Source organism: Aeribacillus sp. SP014, from assembly GCF_054055575.1.
The window spans coordinates 3,584,702-3,602,962 of sequence record NZ_JBSRXI010000001.1; the positions used below are offsets into that span (position 1 = coordinate 3,584,702).

17 protein-coding genes are annotated in these 18,261 nt (G+C 38.5%); 1 reads left to right on the forward strand and 16 read right to left on the reverse strand.

The window, feature by feature from the left end; all coding sequences use genetic code 11:
• Window positions 1–229: 229 nt before the first annotated feature.
• The 8 genes from ACVIJU_RS17640 to ACVIJU_RS17675 all read right to left on the reverse strand — a co-directional run bounded on the left by ACVIJU_RS17640 (window position 230) and on the right by ACVIJU_RS17675 (window position 11,072).
• Window positions 230–802, reverse strand: coding sequence for a hypothetical protein (locus ACVIJU_RS17640; RefSeq protein ID WP_094245182.1), 573 nt, complete (start codon window positions 800–802; stop codon window positions 230–232).
• 33 nt (window positions 803–835) lie between these two features.
• Complete coding sequence (locus ACVIJU_RS17645) at window positions 836–2,059, reverse strand: FAD-dependent oxidoreductase (RefSeq protein ID WP_066248852.1); 1,224 nt, start codon at window positions 2,057–2,059, stop codon at window positions 836–838.
• Between the two features lie 86 nt (window positions 2,060–2,145).
• Window positions 2,146–2,493: a hypothetical protein gene (locus tag ACVIJU_RS17650; protein ID WP_094245181.1), complete on the reverse strand. Its 348-nt coding sequence runs from the start codon at window positions 2,491–2,493 to the stop codon at window positions 2,146–2,148.
• Window positions 2,494–2,804: 311 nt separating this feature from the next.
• The gene (locus ACVIJU_RS17655) at window positions 2,805–4,523 is read right to left on the reverse strand and encodes an acyl-CoA dehydrogenase family protein (RefSeq protein ID WP_456687820.1); all 1,719 of its coding nucleotides are present in this window, start codon (window positions 4,521–4,523) and stop codon (window positions 2,805–2,807) included.
• 816 nt (window positions 4,524–5,339) lie between these two features.
• Window positions 5,340–6,893, reverse strand: coding sequence for a class I adenylate-forming enzyme family protein (locus ACVIJU_RS17660; RefSeq protein WP_456687821.1), 1,554 nt, complete (start codon window positions 6,891–6,893; stop codon window positions 5,340–5,342).
• A 160-nt stretch (window positions 6,894–7,053) separates the two neighbouring features.
• Window positions 7,054–7,833 (reverse strand): enoyl-CoA hydratase/isomerase family protein, encoded by a 780-nt coding sequence (locus ACVIJU_RS17665; protein WP_456687822.1) that lies wholly within the window; start codon window positions 7,831–7,833, stop codon window positions 7,054–7,056.
• A gap of 22 nt (window positions 7,834–7,855) precedes the next feature.
• A complete protein-coding gene (locus ACVIJU_RS17670; RefSeq protein ID WP_063389218.1) occupies window positions 7,856–8,710 on the reverse strand; it encodes a 3-hydroxyacyl-CoA dehydrogenase family protein in 855 nt (284 codons plus the stop codon).
• 142 nt (window positions 8,711–8,852) lie between these two features.
• Window positions 8,853–11,072: a helix-turn-helix domain-containing protein gene (locus ACVIJU_RS17675; protein WP_456687823.1), complete on the reverse strand. Its 2,220-nt coding sequence runs from the start codon at window positions 11,070–11,072 to the stop codon at window positions 8,853–8,855.
• Window positions 11,073–11,273: 201 nt separating this feature from the next.
• Between ACVIJU_RS17675 and ACVIJU_RS17680 the strand changes: the two genes are divergently transcribed.
• Window positions 11,274–12,080: a glycosyltransferase family 8 protein gene (locus ACVIJU_RS17680; RefSeq protein WP_327863538.1), complete on the forward strand. Its 807-nt coding sequence runs from the start codon at window positions 11,274–11,276 to the stop codon at window positions 12,078–12,080.
• 223 nt (window positions 12,081–12,303) lie between these two features.
• Here ACVIJU_RS17680 and ACVIJU_RS17685 read toward each other — a convergent pair whose 3' ends face one another.
• From ACVIJU_RS17685 to ACVIJU_RS17720, 8 genes are all read right to left on the reverse strand, one after another.
• Window positions 12,304–13,983, reverse strand: a complete 1,680-nt coding sequence (locus tag ACVIJU_RS17685) for an ABC1 kinase family protein (protein ID WP_130158382.1) — start codon at window positions 13,981–13,983, stop codon at window positions 12,304–12,306.
• Window positions 13,984–14,028: 45 nt separating this feature from the next.
• Entirely contained in the window at window positions 14,029–14,319 is a 291-nt protein-coding gene (locus ACVIJU_RS17690; protein ID WP_063389222.1) for a phasin family protein, read from the reverse strand.
• Between the two features lie 148 nt (window positions 14,320–14,467).
• Window positions 14,468–14,941, reverse strand: coding sequence for a Cys-tRNA(Pro) deacylase (gene ybaK / locus ACVIJU_RS17695; RefSeq protein ID WP_066248834.1), 474 nt, complete (start codon window positions 14,939–14,941; stop codon window positions 14,468–14,470).
• A 92-nt stretch (window positions 14,942–15,033) separates the two neighbouring features.
• Window positions 15,034–15,744 carry an AAA family ATPase gene (locus ACVIJU_RS17700; RefSeq protein WP_063389224.1) on the reverse strand — a complete coding sequence of 237 codons (711 nt, stop codon included), beginning with the start codon at window positions 15,742–15,744 and terminating at the stop codon, window positions 15,034–15,036.
• Window positions 15,745–16,097: 353 nt separating this feature from the next.
• Window positions 16,098–16,637: an O-acetyl-ADP-ribose deacetylase gene (locus tag ACVIJU_RS17705; RefSeq protein WP_063389225.1), complete on the reverse strand. Its 540-nt coding sequence runs from the start codon at window positions 16,635–16,637 to the stop codon at window positions 16,098–16,100.
• A 145-nt stretch (window positions 16,638–16,782) separates the two neighbouring features.
• Complete coding sequence (locus tag ACVIJU_RS17710) at window positions 16,783–17,121, reverse strand: L,D-transpeptidase (protein WP_063389226.1); 339 nt, start codon at window positions 17,119–17,121, stop codon at window positions 16,783–16,785.
• A gap of 450 nt (window positions 17,122–17,571) precedes the next feature.
• Window positions 17,572–17,808 carry an NAD(P)H-binding protein gene (locus tag ACVIJU_RS17715; RefSeq protein WP_161939834.1) on the reverse strand — a complete coding sequence of 79 codons (237 nt, stop codon included), beginning with the start codon at window positions 17,806–17,808 and terminating at the stop codon, window positions 17,572–17,574.
• 236 nt (window positions 17,809–18,044) lie between these two features.
• On the reverse strand, window positions 18,045–18,194 hold the full coding sequence (locus ACVIJU_RS17720) for an NAD(P)H-binding protein (RefSeq protein ID WP_327019725.1): 150 nt from the start codon (window positions 18,192–18,194) through the stop codon (window positions 18,045–18,047).
• Between the last annotated feature and the right edge of the window lie 67 nt (window positions 18,195–18,261).

Below are 18,261 nucleotides of genomic sequence, written 5' to 3' on the forward strand. Positions count from 1 at the left end.
TTCTTATCTCCAAAAAATAAAGCAGCCTTGCTTCATCTGTAAGAAGACAAGGCTGCTATTTTGCATAATTTTATTCTTCAAACTTAAAAACGGCTTTTTTCTGACAAAACTTGCATTTCTTTTTCGTGTAATGACTTAATATTATGACATGCGGTGCATCTAACAGCTTCAGCGATTCCTTTACATGCTTTTCGCACGAAAATATGGCTGCCGCACACATATGGAACCCCTACATTATATAAAATGTTTGGTTGTTTGAACCTAATGGAATATGTCCCATTTCTAAAATATCAACTAAATAGGCAAATGGATTTTCTCCCCATTCGTTTATATTTGCAACCAATTCCCATGCGCATGCCAACACGCTGATGTACATGGCATGGCCAACTAAAAACCGAATGAATGATTCATCTGAAAATGTTTTGAAGGCACCTTTATAGACTTCATGAAATACAGCTTCCGGCAAGTGATAGACGATTTCGTTCAAAATTTCCTCTTGTCCGGATTGATCAATTTTCTCTTTCAGCCTGTCAGGCAGCACCTTCAATGCTTCCCATAAAGAGCTGTTAGTTAACCGAATGGTATCGTATATATTTCCAATTTCATCTTTTGAAATCCACTTAATTTCGTAATTTGCTATATTCAGTGATTGCAAAAATTTTTCTGCTTTATTCTGGACGTCATCATGAATTGTTCCGACATGCTGGTACCAGTTAATGTTTAGCAGACGATCCGCCATTTGATTGACTCGTTCATGCTTGAAATCATATGAAGCATGGTTCTCAATGAGCGTAATTGACATGTTTTCCACCCCTTTATATAAAATCAAAAGCGATTAATATTTTGTTGTTAATTCAGGCGGACCAAATTTCGGGCCATAAGGACCTTCATCAAGCCATCTTCCTAATTTCGGTACAATGGCTGTTAAAGATGCAGCAATTTCCCTTTTTAAATTCATTTCTGGAGAATTTCCTTGCAGGTGATGCAATGCAGTCGAAGAGCTGTTGCGATTCCACAAGCCTGCAATTCTCCGTTCATTTGCCGCTTTTTCAATCGCTTCGCGTCTTTTCTCTTCGCTTGAAGCATCAAGAGCTTTTTCAATTCCTTTAACAGCTATTAAAGCATCAGGAACCCCCGAATTCAGCCCTCTAGCACCAAATGGTGCAAATAAGTGGGCAGCTTCTCCTGCCAACAGAACTCTTCGTTTTTCGTCTGTATATGAATTGGCGACGACTTGATGAAATCTGTATGATGATACCCACGTAATCCGTTCTGCATATTTAGGATCCATAACTTTCGGAAGCCATTTTTTTACTCCTTCCACTTCCGAATATTCATCTGGATTATCGTCTTCCAGCAGTTGAAGGTCGATTCTCCACCCGCCTTTGAACGGTACAAACATCACATTCCGCCCGCCCATTGCCGGATGCTGATAGTGGAAAACCCTTTCAAGCGGCAGCGGATCATTTTCATCTTCTTCAACATCAACGACAAGAAATGTATCTTTTGTTCTTGGCCCTTCAAATTTTAATCCTGCTGTTTCACGGACGACAGAACGAGCGCCGTCACAACCAATCACATATTCCGCTTCCCAAACATCCCCTTTTTCTGTCACCACTTTAATGCCGTCTTCTTCTGAAATCACTTCTTTCACAGGGGTATCCCATACAAATTCAACGCCGGCTTTTTCACAATAATCATATATAATCGATTCAATATGATTTTGATGTAATGACGTAAATGGCGGAAGCTTTGTCGGATCACTAGTATCCGTCACACCGTAATTTCTTACGTACACTTCTTTCCCTTTATAAATCGTGCGTTTTATCGGCCAGACAACACCATTTCTCGCAATTTCAAAACCAAGTCCTTCATCAATGCTTTCAAGCAGCTTCAACGTTGCGTTATGAATATAAATTGCTCGGCTTCCAGGTCTTGGCCGCCCTTTCGGCTCCGCTTCAATCACGACAGAAGAAATTCCTCTTTTTTTGAGTGCCAATCCTGCTACAAGGCCAACTGGACCGGCGCCTACAACGACAACTGTACGCTTGTTGCTCATGACATATCTCTCCTTTACATAAATGAAATGGATGGATTGATTGATGGAAACGCTTACTATGATTCTATTATAATGGCATTTTTTCTTTATTCGTCACTCATTTGTTCCTCTATGCGGGACAAATAAAATACCTTTGCTATTTTTTTAAATTGAATGCCCCTCGCGTCTGCAAGGTGCCAGATTTTCTTTGCGGGAGCTCGATAAGGTATATGTTGAGTTTGGGATTGCGGCATCAGCTCATACATGCTGAAAGGGGCTGTCCGATGAATTTCTAAAATGAAGGATTTGGGAGAAATACTACCGTGAAGGACAAAATAATCGAATAAAATTTGCAAATGTCCTTCATATAGGTAATGAAGTTCAACAAGAAGCAATTGTATGTGCTGAATGTCCGTCATAAAACGTTTGGAGAACGTAATTAAAAAAGAGAGCATAAGAAAAGTCCTTCATAAGACATCTGAAGGATATAAACAAGATAGAAAAAATGGTCTGTCCGATAAGTCCCTAAAATAAAGGGCTCCAAAAAGTCAGTTAACCCTGACTTTTTGGACAGCCCCTTCAAACAAAAATCGAAATATATTAAGGGGGCTGTCGTTTTTTTCGGCTTATGACGCCCCCTTAAATGTTTTAGAAACGTTATATATGTGCTTATGATTTTTTGTTTTCAATGGAGAATTGACTTCCTGAACAGCCCTACTTGAATTATTTTTGGAACTTATCGGACACCCATGTAAGAAACAATCGATTATAGCTTGTGAATGCCTGAATAATTTCCGGCAGTTATAACGGCAGATGCTATCAATCGTTTATCATGAACAAAATCATTGTTGCTTGATTGAATCGTTTTAAATAATTTTTCTTTTTGCTGCTTTATTTGTTCATCGTGTAACACACTGAACTTGAACATTTCTGACACGATTTTACTAGATGCCTCATATGCGAAAATTTTTGCCAATAGTTTCTTTTCTTTTATTTTTTTCTGATCTTTATTTGCGAGTAATTTTTCTACTCGAAATAAATTGCTTTCAATTGCATAAATCGAAATGGCCAAATTTGCCAACCATGCTAAAATTTCTTGTTCTTCCTTATAATTTTCAAATGACTGTAAAATCATTTCCATCGCTTGTTCCGCGAGCCTTCTCAAGTTGGACAGCAGCTCCCACTCCTGCGCCATTTCTTCAGATGGACCTTCATCCAGCTTTCTGAAATCCGGCCATTCCGCTTTTGATTGCAGCAGTGTTTGGGCAATAATCATCCGGTTAATCTCGTTTGTTCCTTCAAATATTCTGTTAATCCTTGAATCGCGGTAAAGGTGCTCCACTTCATATTCGGAAATATAACCGTATCCTCCATGCATTTGCAGCGCTTCATCCACAATGATATCCAGCGCTTCGGAAGCAAACACCTTGTTGATCGAAGCTTCCACTGCAAATTGCTTTAAAATATCTCTATACGGTATATTATTTTCTTTACAGTACTGATATCCCCGATCCAACTCGCCGGCAGAACGATATACCATGCTTTCAATCGTAAATATTTTTGCAGCTATGTCGGCTATTTTTTCTTGAATTAACGGAAATTGCGACAGCGGCCGATTAAATTGTTTCCGCTCTGATACATGCTGAACGGCGAGCTCCAATGCTCTTTTTGCCATGCCGAGGCTTGCCGCTGATATTTTATGGCGGCCGTTATTCAAAATGTTAAACGCAATCAAATGTCCCCTACCAATTTCCCCTAATACATTTTCAACCGGAACTTTTACATCCTCCAAAATGACCGGTGTTGTTGAAGAGCCTTTTAAACCCATTTTCTTTTCTTCCGGTCCTATTGTAATCCCTTCACTGTTTTTATCGACAATAAAGGCGGTGAACTTCTCACCGTCCACTTTCGCGTACAAAATAAAGAAATCTGCAAAAGATGCATTAGTAATAAATTGTTTTTCGCCATTAATTAAATAGTATTTGCCGTCATCAGACAATCGTGCTGACGTTTTGATACTTAAGGCATCCGTTCCTGCCGACGGTTCTGTCAATGCATACGCACCAATTTTTTCGCCGCTAACTACGTAAGGCAAATATTTTTCCTTTTGTTCGTCTGTTCCATAATACACAATCGGAAGGGAGCCAATTCCAATTTGCCCTCCAAATGTTGTTGAGAAAGATCTCGTCTTTCCAATTTCCTCCATGATGATAACCGAGCTGATTTTGTCTAAATCAAGCCCTCCGTATTCTTCAGGCACATCTGATCCTAATAGACCTAATTCTCCTGCTTTTCTTAAGAGCTCAATCGATTGATCAAATTGTTGTTTTTCTATTTCCGGCAAAACAGGCAAAACTTCTTGTTCCACATAGGCTGATGCAGTGCTAGCTATCATGCGATGTTCTTCAGTAAAATTCTCCGGTGTAAATATATCATCTAAAGAAATCACTTTTTTCAAAAAAGGGTTGCTTGAAAATTGTTCCATTTTATAACACCTCTGTTTTTTACCATTCATTTTTCTCCCAAAGCTGCTTCACCTGTTATTAGAGCAAAATCAAGAAAAGTGCATTTGCACCAATAAGCTGAAAACAGTCCCCATAACCACCGGCATCTGTATAAGCTTGCTGAATAGAAGCACAAAACATAATGGCATCACATACATAATGGAAAGAACAAAAGCTAAAGGCACGAAAGAATAGCGGGAAATTCCAAATCATACATCACTTTTCCTTTGCGTCCAAAAAAAGAGGCGGAGCCAGCCGAAATAACGGCTGAAAAACTCATCATGAGACGACAAATTATATGGAAGGTAAGTAATTGCTGCTGCAATATCGAAAAGAGACAAGAATAGAAGCAGGGAGCCGCCAAAAGATTAAGAAAATCCGGATCTCGCAAATGAAATCAAATGAGCATGCACAATCATCAAACGCTTATGAACATTTTTTGCAATCGTTTTCAAATTCCAAAAGATTGGAAGTAAAAATAATAGATTTGAGATATTGTTATTTTATCTGAATTTCCGGAAATTATAACTCGTTTATTCAGTCAATAAGCCAGCTTCCAAATAGCAGCATGGACATCAAACGCATGAATGACTTCAGTACCATAGCAAAACTGTCCGTTACGACGAGTTAAATAAACAATGCCGGCCGGCAGTGTAAAGAAACCAACAGGAAACATTATATGGAATGGATGCTCAGCTTCCTAAGATATCCCGATATTTTCCAAATCATAATCGCCGGAGTTTCAATGTTTCAGCCGATAAGCTGTTCTTCTTAAACTCTTCTTTTCAACGAACCATTTATGCATTGATATTAAATTTTTCCATCACTTGGTCTTTCAGTCTTACCTTTTGAATTTTACCGCTCGCTGTGACAGGAAAATCTTCTGTGAAAATAATTTTGTTTGGAACTTTGTATGATGCAATTTGCGCTTTAACAAACTCTTTTAATTCTTCCTCTGTGCAAGCTGCGCCTTTTTTCAGCTTTATAACAGCACAAACTGATTCGCCCATTACTTCATCAGGCAAGCCTATGACAGCTGCTTCGACAACTTGAGGGTGTTTAGTTAAAACTGCCTCGACTTCCTGCGGATAAATGTTGAAGCCTCCACGAATGATCATTTCTTTTTTTCGCCCGACGAAACGAAGGTTTCCTTTTTCATCCAACACTCCGAGATCTCCCGTATAAAACCATCCTTCTTTATCCAAAACCTGCTCTGTTTGTTCCTTCATTTTGTAATACCCTTTCATGGTGCCAAAGCTGTGGATGGCAATTTCACCAACTTCGCCTGGAGGGAGCTCCTGCCGATTTTCGTCTACAATTTTCAGCTTTACACCTTCGATCGGTTTTCCTACAGTTTCCAATATCACGCGTTCATCCTGTTCATCATAGTCAGTCGCAGTAACAGATCCTGTTTCGGTAATTCCGTATGATTGGCACAAGTTTATTCCCATCCGCTCCCGAATTTCTTTCACTTTGTTTGGTGGAATAGGTGATGCCCCGACAATACCCGCTCGCAATGAAGAAAGGTCATAATCTTCAAAATCTTCTTGTTCTAATTCTTTTATAAACATGGCGGGAACTCCTTGTTTGATCGTCACTTTTTCCTGTTCAATTAATTTTAATGTTTCCTTCGGATGATATTTCTCTTGCAAAATGATCCTTGCGCCGCAAGAGATCGCACAAAACAAGTTGACGGCCATTCCAAAAATATGGAATAAAGGAGCAGGAACGATAAACACATCTTTTTCAGTACATCTAATCGTTTTAGCTATAATATTAGCTGATTGAACAATGGCGCGATGGCTGATCATTACACCTTTCGGAATGCCTGTCGTTCCTGATGTATACAATAAACAAAACAAATCGTTGTTGACATCAAGCTTTTCAGCTGGAGCATCTTCTGACGCGGAAGACGCTACTTCTTGATAGGATAATAGATCAGGATGTTCAAAACCAACAGAAATCAAAGTTTTTACAACTTGGAACGCTTGCTTAAATCCAATGTTTTCATCAAACTGCTCCGTTACAAACAACACTTTTGGCTCCGAATTTTTGAGAATGTATTCCACTTCGTGATGCTTATACTTCGGATTAAACGGAACTAGAATGGCACCTATTTTGGCCGCTGCTACAAAAATAACGGCTGTTTCGTTCCAGTTTGGCAAGCAAACAGCGACTCGATCTCCCTTGTTGATCCCCAGCTTTTTCAAACCCGCAGCCAGCCGATTAGCTTCTTGAAAAAATTCGCCATAGGTCAATCTGTTTTTCAGGTCATAGAGCACTTCTTTATCTTTATAGGCTTTCACCGTATGTTCTACCAACTCGTACACCGAAAACAAATAATTGTTCATTGCTTCGCCATCTCCTCTTACGCAAATATTCAAAACATGTAAGACACGAAGCATCCTGAGTCATTTCATATCGGACACTTCGTGAAATTACATGATTTGTTCGATGACTTTTTCTATATAAAATAACCTTTTCTACATGAAGTCGGTTGTATCGCTTTTATTATTTTCCAACGTAAACCGGCTTGCGCTTTTCTGCAAACGCTTTCAATCCTTCTTTTCGATCTTCTGTTGAAAAGGCATTGGCAAAACTAGATGCTTCAAGGGTCAATCCTGTTTCCAGATCAGCATTGCTGCCAGCATTGACAGCTATTTTCAGCATACGAAGAGCTACAGGCGGTTTTTGGGCTAGCTTTTCTGCCCATTGTTTGGCAGTTGCCAGCAGTTCTTCGCCAGGTACAACTTTGTTCACTATATGAAGCTCCAACGCTCTGTTAGCATCAAACATGTCGCCAAAATAAAGTAATTCTTTAGCAATGCCTTGACCGACAATTTTTTGCAGACGCTGGGTGCCTCCGCCGCCAGGAATAATGCCAAGACCGACTTCAGGGAAAGCAAATTTAGCTTTTTCCGAGCAAATCCGCAGGTCACAAGCCAATGCAAGCTCTAAGCCTCCGCCTAAAGCAAGACCGTTAATGGCAGCAATGACAGGTTTGGATGCGTTTTCAATTTTTGAAAAAGCTTCCCTTGACACACGGTTCATATTCATCATGCCAACAAGATCGAGATCAGCCATTTCGTTAATATCTGCTCCGGCAACAAATGCTTTTTCACCGCTGCCTGTTAAAATAATGACTCTTACTTGGCTGTTTTCTTCCAGCTCGTTAAAAATGGTTACAAGCTCTTTAAATACTTTTGAATTCAGCGGGTTGACAGGCGGGCGGTTGATGGTGACAACTGCTACATGCTGTTCAATATCGCATGTTAAAAATTCCAAGCTCATCTTCAGTCCCCCATTCTCATGATTAGTCATAGTCGTAAAAACCGGCTCCTGTTTTCCTTCCAAGTCTTCCTGCTCTTACTAATTGCTTTAGAAGCATTGGAGGTGCGAAGCGGTTATCATTAAACTCATTTTTCATATATTCCATTACGTAGTAGCCGATATCAACACCGGCAAAATCTTGAAGTGTGAACGGCCCCATAGGATAGTTCAGCCCGAGCGTAACCGCTTTATCAATATCTTCCGCTGTAGCTACCCCTTCTTCGAGCAGCTTAATCGCTTCAATAAATTGCGGAATCATAATACGGTTGACAATAAATCCTGGAGTGTCTTTTTTCACTTCCACCGGTTCTTTATTCAGCTTTTTCGCAAATTCCTTCAGTTCTACTACTGTTTCATCGCTTGTTTTATATCCTCGAACAACTTCCACTAATTTCATGATCTGCGCAGGATTGAAGAAATGCATTCCTGCGACGCGTTCCGGCCTGTTCGTTGCAGACGCAATCTCTGTTATGGACATGGAAGAAGTATTTGTTGCCAAAATCACATGGTCAGATGTAATTTGATCCAATTTCGCGAAAACGCTTTTTTTCACTTCCAAATCTTCTATAACAGCTTCAATCACAATATCAGCCTGTTTAAAATCCTCCAAATTTGTCGTAACTTGAATTCGTTCCAAAACTTCCTTTTTTTGCTCTTCGGTCATTTTTCCTTTTGCAACGCTTTTTTCCATAAATTTATTTATTCTTGATAAGCCGTTATCAAGAAATTTTTGTTCGACATCATGCAAGATAACTTGAAATCCTGAAATGGCGGCCAAATTGGCGATGCCGCTTCCCATCGAGCCTGCTCCAACTACCCCGACTTTAGATATCGTCATAGTCACAACTCCTTTTAAAAACATAACTTTATTAATATTCTGTAAATTATTATAGAAAATATAAAATGAAATAAACACCTACAAAATACGGAAAAAGCTTCTCTTCTATCAACAATTTTGTGGAAAAAACGCTGTGGCGCTTTTATATTCTTTCAGTTGTTTTTGAATAATACAGGTCATAAAGCTTATAAGCCATCATCATATTGAATCGATGATCAGCATCATTTAAATCAATTTCCAGCAGCGATTCAATCTTTTCAAGACGATAAAGAAGGGAGCTTCGATGAATAAACAGCTCTTCTGCCGAATTTTTAATATTTCCGTTGTTATAAAGGAACACTCGCAGCGTATGGAATAAATCCATACTTTTCCCTTCCGAATAATTCAATAACGGTTCAAGATGCCTTTTGATAAAAAATTCCACCGCTTCTTTATTATCTAAATGATGTAAAATAGTGTAAGCACCCAATTCCTCAAACAAAGCAAACCCTTTTGGGCGAAACCTGTGAAACACGACATTCAAAGCTTGGATAGCCTGCTGATAGCTAATATAATAATCATTTAAATTTTCAGTTTTACCGCCGATCCCCATGAATACTTGGCATTCAATATTGCCTTCTCGAACCCAATTTTTTATATTTCTGTAAAATACTTTCCAATAGTTTTTTGGATGCTTGCCTTCTTCTTTTACCGGAACAATCAATATATAGTTTCCATCGTTTGTCGCCATGATAATTTCTTTGCTGAAACGGGAAATTTGTGTTTTCAACTGGTCCCAAATCAATGTTTTTTTAGATTGTTGAACAAGCAAATTACTGTTTTCCGTTTCCTTCTCATCTAATAAAATCGACAACACCGCTAATCGGTGCTGATGAAATAAGTTCCATTGGAATAAATTCGCATATTGTAAAATCCGCTCTTGATCCTCTATACGTTCCACAAGCAATTTGCTGACAAAACTATCCTTTACCTGCTCTTTTGTATCCAAAACAAGCTTCTGCTTGATAAATTGGATCGAACAAATATTTCTTGCCAAATCAATTGTCAGCTGGTCAAATTCATCCATGTCATTTTCGCCAATTTCAACAGCCAAAAACCCAAGCAAATTTCCTCCGCCGTTCACCTTCCACAGCCGGAAATGAAGCTCTTCCCCGTCATTCAATTGGATGTGGATTTTCCTTCCGTTTTCTATCAATCTCTCTTTATTTCCGCTGCTCATCAGCCTTTCTACATCTTTATTTGATAAATCATAATGATGGAAGGAACAAGAAATCGGCCTCATAAAACGGTCGAACAAAAGGACGGATTTGGAAAAAAGACTTCTTAAAGCAGAAGTAATACCGTCAAAATTGTCATGCTCTACTGTTTCTTTCACAAGAGCGTGCTGATAATCAAGCAGAAAGTAAAGACGTTCTTTATGCTCCTTTTCGTTTTTATATAAACGGGCATTTTCCAAAATAGCTGCAATATGATTGGAAAGCAGCTTTAATATCTCCAAATCATCTTCATTAAAAACTCCCTTTTGTTTCCCTTCTACATGAAGCACACCGATTGTTTTCAAATCAAATATTAATGGAACGGTCAGTTCAGACCCGCCTGGAGTATCCAAAAACGGAAAGTATTCTTTTAAAACATAATTTGTTTCAATATTAATCCGTTCCGGTTTTTCAAATGGACCATAGGATGGAGGCTGAAAAATAAAATGGTTTTCTTTTTCGTTATATAAATAAATACAAGCCATCCTTGCATTAGTTCCTTTTCCGGCGCGTTCCACAAGTGTTTCAATATTTTTTTCAAGTGGCACATCAAGCGACAAATTTTTGCTGATCCACTCGATCCCTTCGATTTTTTTAATTTGTGCTTCTTTTTGTTTCGCCATTGCAATCGCAACAGCTACATCTTTGCCGAATTCGTCAAAATGGGCCTTCATATCCAACAGAGGTACATAGTCAAGATAAGCAATAATGCAAAAGCCCAAGCTGCTCATATCGTCTTTGAGAGGAACTGTAAACCACGTTTTTACTTTTTCTTTTTTCATTAAATTGGTAAACTGACAGTCGCCTGCTTGTTCTGCTTTATCATATGTTAAGCTTTGGTGAAGGAGATTCGGCGAACAGTTTTGAACCTGCAGCGGAAAGGATTCCGTTATTTGCTGCAAATCTCCGCTCCAAACTTTCAAACTCAGCTCCTCTCCCTCTTGTAAAATGATGCCGACAAAATCACATGAAAACTGGGAGCGGAAGGAATCAGCCAAAAATTGCAATGCCTCTTCCTCCGTATCAATTTTCACTAGATGTCTAGCCGTTTTTCGCAAATGATTTTCAATCTTTCTCATTAATTTTTCCCGTTTTGATTCTGTCAAAGAGAACTCCTCCTTTTTGAAGAAGCTTGTGTCAATATTTCGAAAAATGAAAAACATGCTATAATTCAATTTAAGCAAAAACAAATGCTGCGTACAAATTTTATTTGAAAAATGAAAACGTTGATGGTAATTTGTTAAATAGCTGTGGCTTTATCCACGCTTTTAAAAATTTTGCTACGATCTTTTGCGAGGATGGTACAAATGATCAATATTCTTGTCACACTGAATTCAAATTATATTCCCCCGCTGAAAGTTATGTTAAATTCATTATTCCAAAATAATATTGAAGAAAAATTTTCGATATATATCATGTATTCAAATATTTCCGATCAAGATTTACACGAATTGGGTCAATTTGTAAAACGTCATAACCAAAGTTTATATCCAATATACGTAGACCCTAAGCTCTTTGAAGATGCACCCGTTTTTCGCCATTATACATCAGAAATGTATTATCGATTAGCTTCCCATCAATTTTTGCCCGACGATTTGGACCGAATTCTGTACCTTGATCCCGACATCGTTGTAATCAATCCCATCAAAGATTTTTACTATAGTGATTTTGAAAATTGCTTGTTTATTGCTTCTGAACATACACATTCTACAAAAGTTGCCAACCTTTTTAATAAATTAAGGCTTAAAACCCCGAATGCGAAAGGATATTTTAATACGGGCGTTTTGCTTATGAATTTGGAACGGATTCGGAAAGAAGTGAAATTGGAAGATATCTATGCATTTATTAATGAAAACCGTTTAAAGCTTGTCCTTCCTGATCAAGATGTGCTCAATGCTTTATACTGGGATAAAATTAAACCTGTTGATTGTTATCGATACAATTATGATGCAAGATATTATGAAATTATTAAATTGCTTCCAAATGCAAAGCATGGGATGGAGTGGATAAAAGAGAATACTGTTTTTATCCATTATTGCGGGAAAGACAAGCCTTGGCAAAAAAACTATAAAGGAGAGCTGGGAGCTTTTTATAAAAAGTACGAAATACTATAAAGAGCGGCAAAAAACATTTATCATCACATCTCCGCGTTAATAAAAGGGGCTTGTCTAATAAGTCGTTTTTTCGGCTTATTGACACCCCTTTCTTACATTTAGTCAAGTACTTTTTTAAATTCTTTTGGAGATATGAATTAATGTTTTAGAAAACGTTGAAATATCGACGTTAATGATTTTTTGTTTTCAATGGGGATTTGACTTTCTGGACGGCTCTTTTTGACTAAAACCTTCCTGACTTAAAAATGGAAAATAACAGCCACAAAAACATGAGCGTTGCTACGCCAAAACCGATTTCAATCGCTGGAATTTTCCAAAGCAGTGTTGATTGCCTTCCCATTGAAGAACCAATAATAATCCCTACCATAATAATACTGAATGCCAATAGCACGATGCTGAACGATAACCGATTGCTGATGCGGTCAAGTTTTTTCAGAAAAAGATCTAATTCCGGAATCGTGATCTCATGGCGGAGTCTGCCCCGCTTCATTAAAGAAGCGATCTCTGCTACATAAGCTGGAAAATCCATTAGCAGTTCTGTATAATCTGTTACGTGTTTCCATGCATTTTCAGCGATATACTTCGGATGCAAGCGCTCCTTTGCCAGCCGGCGACCAAAAGGCTCAGCAACATCGATAATTCTAAAATCAGGATTCAATTTTTCGACCACGCCTTCAACCGTCAAAAGCGTTTTTCCTAATAGTGTTAAATCAGAAGGGATTTTGATGGAATGTTTGAAAGCTGCTCGAAAAAGGTCGTTCACAGCTTCACCGATGCTGACTTGGTGTAACGGAACACCGTAATACTTTTCCCGTAAATCTTCGATGTCCGCTCTCAATTGCTTTAAATCGATATCTTCAGGAACGATGCCCATGCGCAAAATGGCTTTCATGACGCCATCCGTACTCTGTCTCATTAAAGAAATCACTAATGATGAGAAATGATGCTTCATGTCCGATGTAAGCCGGCCGGTCATTCCGAAATCAATGAAGGCAATGATTCCGCCCTGCTTAATGATGACATTTCCAGGATGGGGATCGGCATGAAAAAAACCATCCATAAATATTTGTCGGAAAATTTCTTTTGATAAAATTTCTGTAATATGATCCAAATGGTATCCATTTGTTTTTAGTTTTTCAATCTCATTTAGTTTAATTCCTTCTACATATTCCATTGTTAATACTCTTTTCGTCGAGTACTCCCAAAACACTTTCGGAATGTAGACAGCTTGTTCATTTGCACTCTGTTTAGAAAATTTGTCTGCATTTCGGGCTTCAATGGTATAATCGAGCTCAGCACGAAGAGCCTTTGAAAACTCTTCAATCATGTCCCTGACCTGATACTTTGCAGCCCATTTTAGCCTATGCTCCGCTAATACCGCTAAATCTTGAAGAATTTCTAAGTCCGTTTCAATCACATTCGAAATATGAGGGCGTTGAATTTTTATAGCCACTTTTTCACCCGAATGCAAAACGGCTTGATGAACTTGTCCTATTGAAGCAGCAGCTAACGGAGCATGATCAAAGTGCCGAAAAATTTTTTCTATTTCACCGCCCAATTCTGATTGAACAATCTCACGCACCTCATCAAAAGAAAAAGGCGGAACTCGATCCTGCAATTTTTCCAATTCACTAATAATCTCCTCCGGCAGCAAATCAGGACGGGTGCTCGCAATTTGACCTAATTTTATAAATGTCGGGCCTAACTCTTCCAATACAAGCCTTACCCGTTCACCTATCGTTTTGGAATGATGCTCAGTTTTTCTGCCAAAAAAAGCTTTTTGCGGCAAAGAAAGAAATTGCGAAATACCCATTTCCTCTACGACGAATCCAAATCCATTGCGAATTAAAGCAGATGCGATATCCCGATAACGGCCAATATGCCGCATCCTTTTTCCGACCACTTTACCGCCTCCTCAACAACAAAGGACCTTTTAACAGGTCCTCTTTTACTCATCTTCCTTTTCCAATTTGCGAATCTTTTCTTCCAGTTCTCGGATATCCTCCTTCGTTGCTATATCTAGTTTGTTGATCACCTGAGCCACTTGCTCTCGAACAAGACGCTGCAGTTCAGTTTTTTCTTCTTCACCGCGCTTGATTAACTGGTTAAAAACTTCTTTTGATTCTTCAATCGATATCTCGCCTTTTTTCACGAGTTCATCTACAAATTTTTTCACTTGTTCTTTGCTTGCTACAGCTAAACCAAGTCCGAACGCCAATCCCTTTTTGAATAAATCCATTATGCTTGCCCTCCATTTCTTTCGAATTTCAACACGAGGCTTTATCCTTGTTATCACCTTAATCTTCTATTTTATTCAGTAAAATTCCTTCACTTTCTTTTCGAAGTGTAAAACAACAACCACATCTTATAAAATTCGGCTATTTTTGTTATTTCGTCACATCTTCCAGCTTCGCTTCTGTTACTTGCTGCAAATCTTTGACGCTGAGCTCCATTTGCACGCCGATTTTGCCCCCGCTGACAATAATATGCTCGTGTTCCAATGCAGTTGAATCGATAATCGTCGGGTAATGTTTCTTCATGCCGATCGGCGAACAGCCTCCGCGGATATAGCCTGTCCATTTTTGTAAATCTTTTACTGGCAGCATTTCGATTTTTTTCTCTCCTGTTATTTTCGCAGCTTTTTTTAAATCTAATTCTGCCTCAACAGGGATGACAAATACATAAATGTTGCCGGCGCTGCTCTTAGCAACTAATGTTTTATATACTGATTCAGGGCTTCTGCCAATCATTTGTGCAACAGAAATCCCATCAACCTTCCCCTTTTGGACATCGTAAGTAATCACGTTGTATTGTATTTTTTCTTTATCAAGAATTCGCATTGCGTTTGTTTTTGTGTTCATTGTTTATACCTCTCCAAAAGCAGAATATTTCAGGGTGAGTGATGTGATGAAAAATATAAATGGACGGCATCTCCAACACAGGCTGTTGTGTCTCAATCATTAAACAGTTCACTTAACACCTTTTTTCTATTTTCGAGAAACCGCCTAGTAATAATATAATGCATAGTTTCTTCATATTTTACTTCCTTTAGCGGATGTTCATCAAAATTTAAGATTTGGGCATTTGGATAGCCGAGTAAAATGGGAGAATGAGTAGAAATAATAAACTGCGCATCGTTTTCCAAATCTTTTATGATTCTTAATAAAGTCAGCTGTCTAGCAGGTGAAAGTGCTGCTTCAGGCTCATCCAACAGATAGATCGCTTTTTTTCCAAAACGATTTGTTAAAAGTGAGAGAAAAGCTTCCCCGTGCGACTGTTTGTGAAGAGAACGGCCTCCATAATAAGGGAGACTTTCAGGAATTGTATCGAGATACGACGCAAAATGATAAAAGGTCTCAGCTCGCAAAAAAAACCCGTTCGTCACTTTTGGCATCCATGACAGCCGTATGTATTCCCCAAGGGCCGCATCGGAGGCATCTACATGAAAATTATTGTTTTTGCCTCCTCCGGCTGTATTAAAGCCACACTGATAAGCTATTGCCTCAAGGAGCGTTGATTTTCCGGAACCGTTTTCCCCGACAAAAAAAGTAATGTTGGAACGAAACGAAATGGATTTTAAATTTTTTATTGCAGGAATCGAAAACGGGTAGCTATTTAAATCAATATCTTTATTTCTTAAAATTTCGAGGCTTTTCAAATACATTGAATTCATCTCCAAAGTCGTTCGTATTTTCATATTCACTGTGCACGTTTCACATAAAATAAACAACTGCCGATTGCTTGATGTTTTATGGAAAAAATTTTTTGGAATACTGCGACCTTTGAAGTTGATCGCTTTGAAAATCATCAAATGTTGTATTCCGACTTCGAAATTTCTGCATTCATTGAAAAAGTTTCATTATAAACGAAACGGGCGATGGATATTTTCGTCTCAACGCTGCATATTTTCTTAGTTTTTGATAAATATGTCGCAAAAACTTATTGTTTGCAATTAAAGCTCGCCAACGAATAAATGATTTTTGTATGGTGGCCATTGATTCGAAAAAGAGTTTTTTCCTATCTGATCATCGTCTTGTAAATATGATAATTTTCGTCATCAAAACAAACGAACAATATTGATTGAATGCTTCGGATGAATTGATTTTGAATACACTCCTTAACGGTCTCTAAAGCAATTTGGGCCGCTTCATGCTTTGGAAAACGATAAACACCAGTACTGATATTTGGAAATGCGATCGTTTTCACGAAATGCTCTTCCGCAAGCTTTAAGGAGTTTATGTAGCAATTTCTTAGCAGCTCCCTTTCTTGATAGGCTCCGCCTTTCCATACTGGTCCGACAGTATGAATAACGTATTTGGCGGGCAAATTTCCTGCAGTAGTAATAACTGCTTCCCCGGTCGGACATCCTCCTGTTCTTTCCCTGATCTTTTTGCATTCCTCCATAATCTCCGGCCCGCCTGCTCTATGGATCGCGCCGTCGACACCCCCGCCTCCCAAAAGTCCGTTGTTAGCCGCATTAACAATCGCGTCACAAGTACACTTTGTAATATCGCCTTTTATTACCTCCAATTCAGTATCGTTAATAACGATTTTCATTAATATCAACCTCCGTTTTTGCAAATTTGAATATGTTATTTCTGGCAGACAGCTCCTATCATGACATATAACAAGAGCTGTCCAAGTTGACGGAAAACCTATTAAACAATACTCTAAACCTTGTGATGCTAGTTGTCGCTGTTATTTATTGCCTTATATCAACTATCGTGCCGATCCGAACGAATTTGGACAATTCAATGATATCGTGATTGTGCATGCGAATGCAGCCTTTGGACACCCTTTTCCCGATCGAAGAAGGGTCATTTGTTCCATGAATGCCGTAATGTTTTTTCGACAATCCCATCCATAAGACACCATAAGGCCCTCCTGGGTTCGGAGCTTTATTGACAATCTTAAAACGACCAATCGGTGTCGCGGTGACAATTTTTCCTATTCCTACTGGGTACCCCCTAATCACTTTGTTTCCATCCAACAGAAAAAGTTTGCGATCCGAAATGTCAACGATGATCCGATAATTTGGCATGCTTCTCACCCTCCTACCTGCACGATATGGGAGGGCGGAAACTAGTGTGACAACATGAAAGCCAAAGGCTTAAACCTTATCATTATTTTTACGTTTTTATCTGTTTTCTAGTTTCTTAATTTGTTGCTTGATGAACGGTACGACCTGAATCGCCGCTTAAGCATCACTTCCATTTTTTCATACCAGACAGAATGAATAAATTTTTGTATATGTGTGGTCCGCATCCATTTTTTGAACATGGACTTTAAAAGAGGGGCCTACCAAATAGGATTGATTATTATCATGCAGTACTTGAAGCTTCGGTATGACATGTTTCATTTTGGATGGCGTGGACAGTGAGTTTTCTATAAAAAACAGTGAATTCCAAAGATTATTTTCAATCATTAGCGAGTAGCAAAATAACTCATGGCTTTATAAAAAAATGGCTTCTTCCCCGCATATAGCTTTTAGTCAGCTTGAAATAAAAGGCTTCTTTTCATGAATCTGATCAATAATAAATCTTGCTATATCAGTATTCGAAATTTTTATTCCCGGCATATCCGTTAAGCTTTCCTTTATATTGCCCGTTTCTGACCCCTCAACAACAAATGGTAAGCGTACAAGCGTCCAGTCAATCTCACTATTTGCGAGAATGTGTAGTTCTTTAAGTTTGTCTGTCATTATCTTAGGAAATAAGAGTTCAAGCATTTTTGCACCTATTCTATTTATTAGTTTCTTGTTGTCACCTTTTATAGTTGGGACGCACCTGTAACCCCTTAGTATCTTTTAATTCCAAATTCATGCATTATCGCAAGGACATTATTCGGTACACTGCTATATAACGGCAAAGCCTTTACCGACTGTCCAAAGGTATTTATAACAATATTACAGTCTTTGAGGAGAATTCGAATAAAATTTATATTTTGAACATCTCCCCTAATAAGCTAAATTCTGTCATCACGATATGCTAATTTATCTGGATTTCTAACAAGCATACGAACTTGGCAGCCGCTTTCTAACGCTTTTTTGGCAATGTAACGACCTACTTTTCCTGTCCCCCCATGATTGAATTCTATCAGAATGTTCCAATGAATCTTCCCCTAGGACATTTTTTAAAGAATGTGTAAAATATTGTTTTCGTTTCTTTTTAAACAACTACAA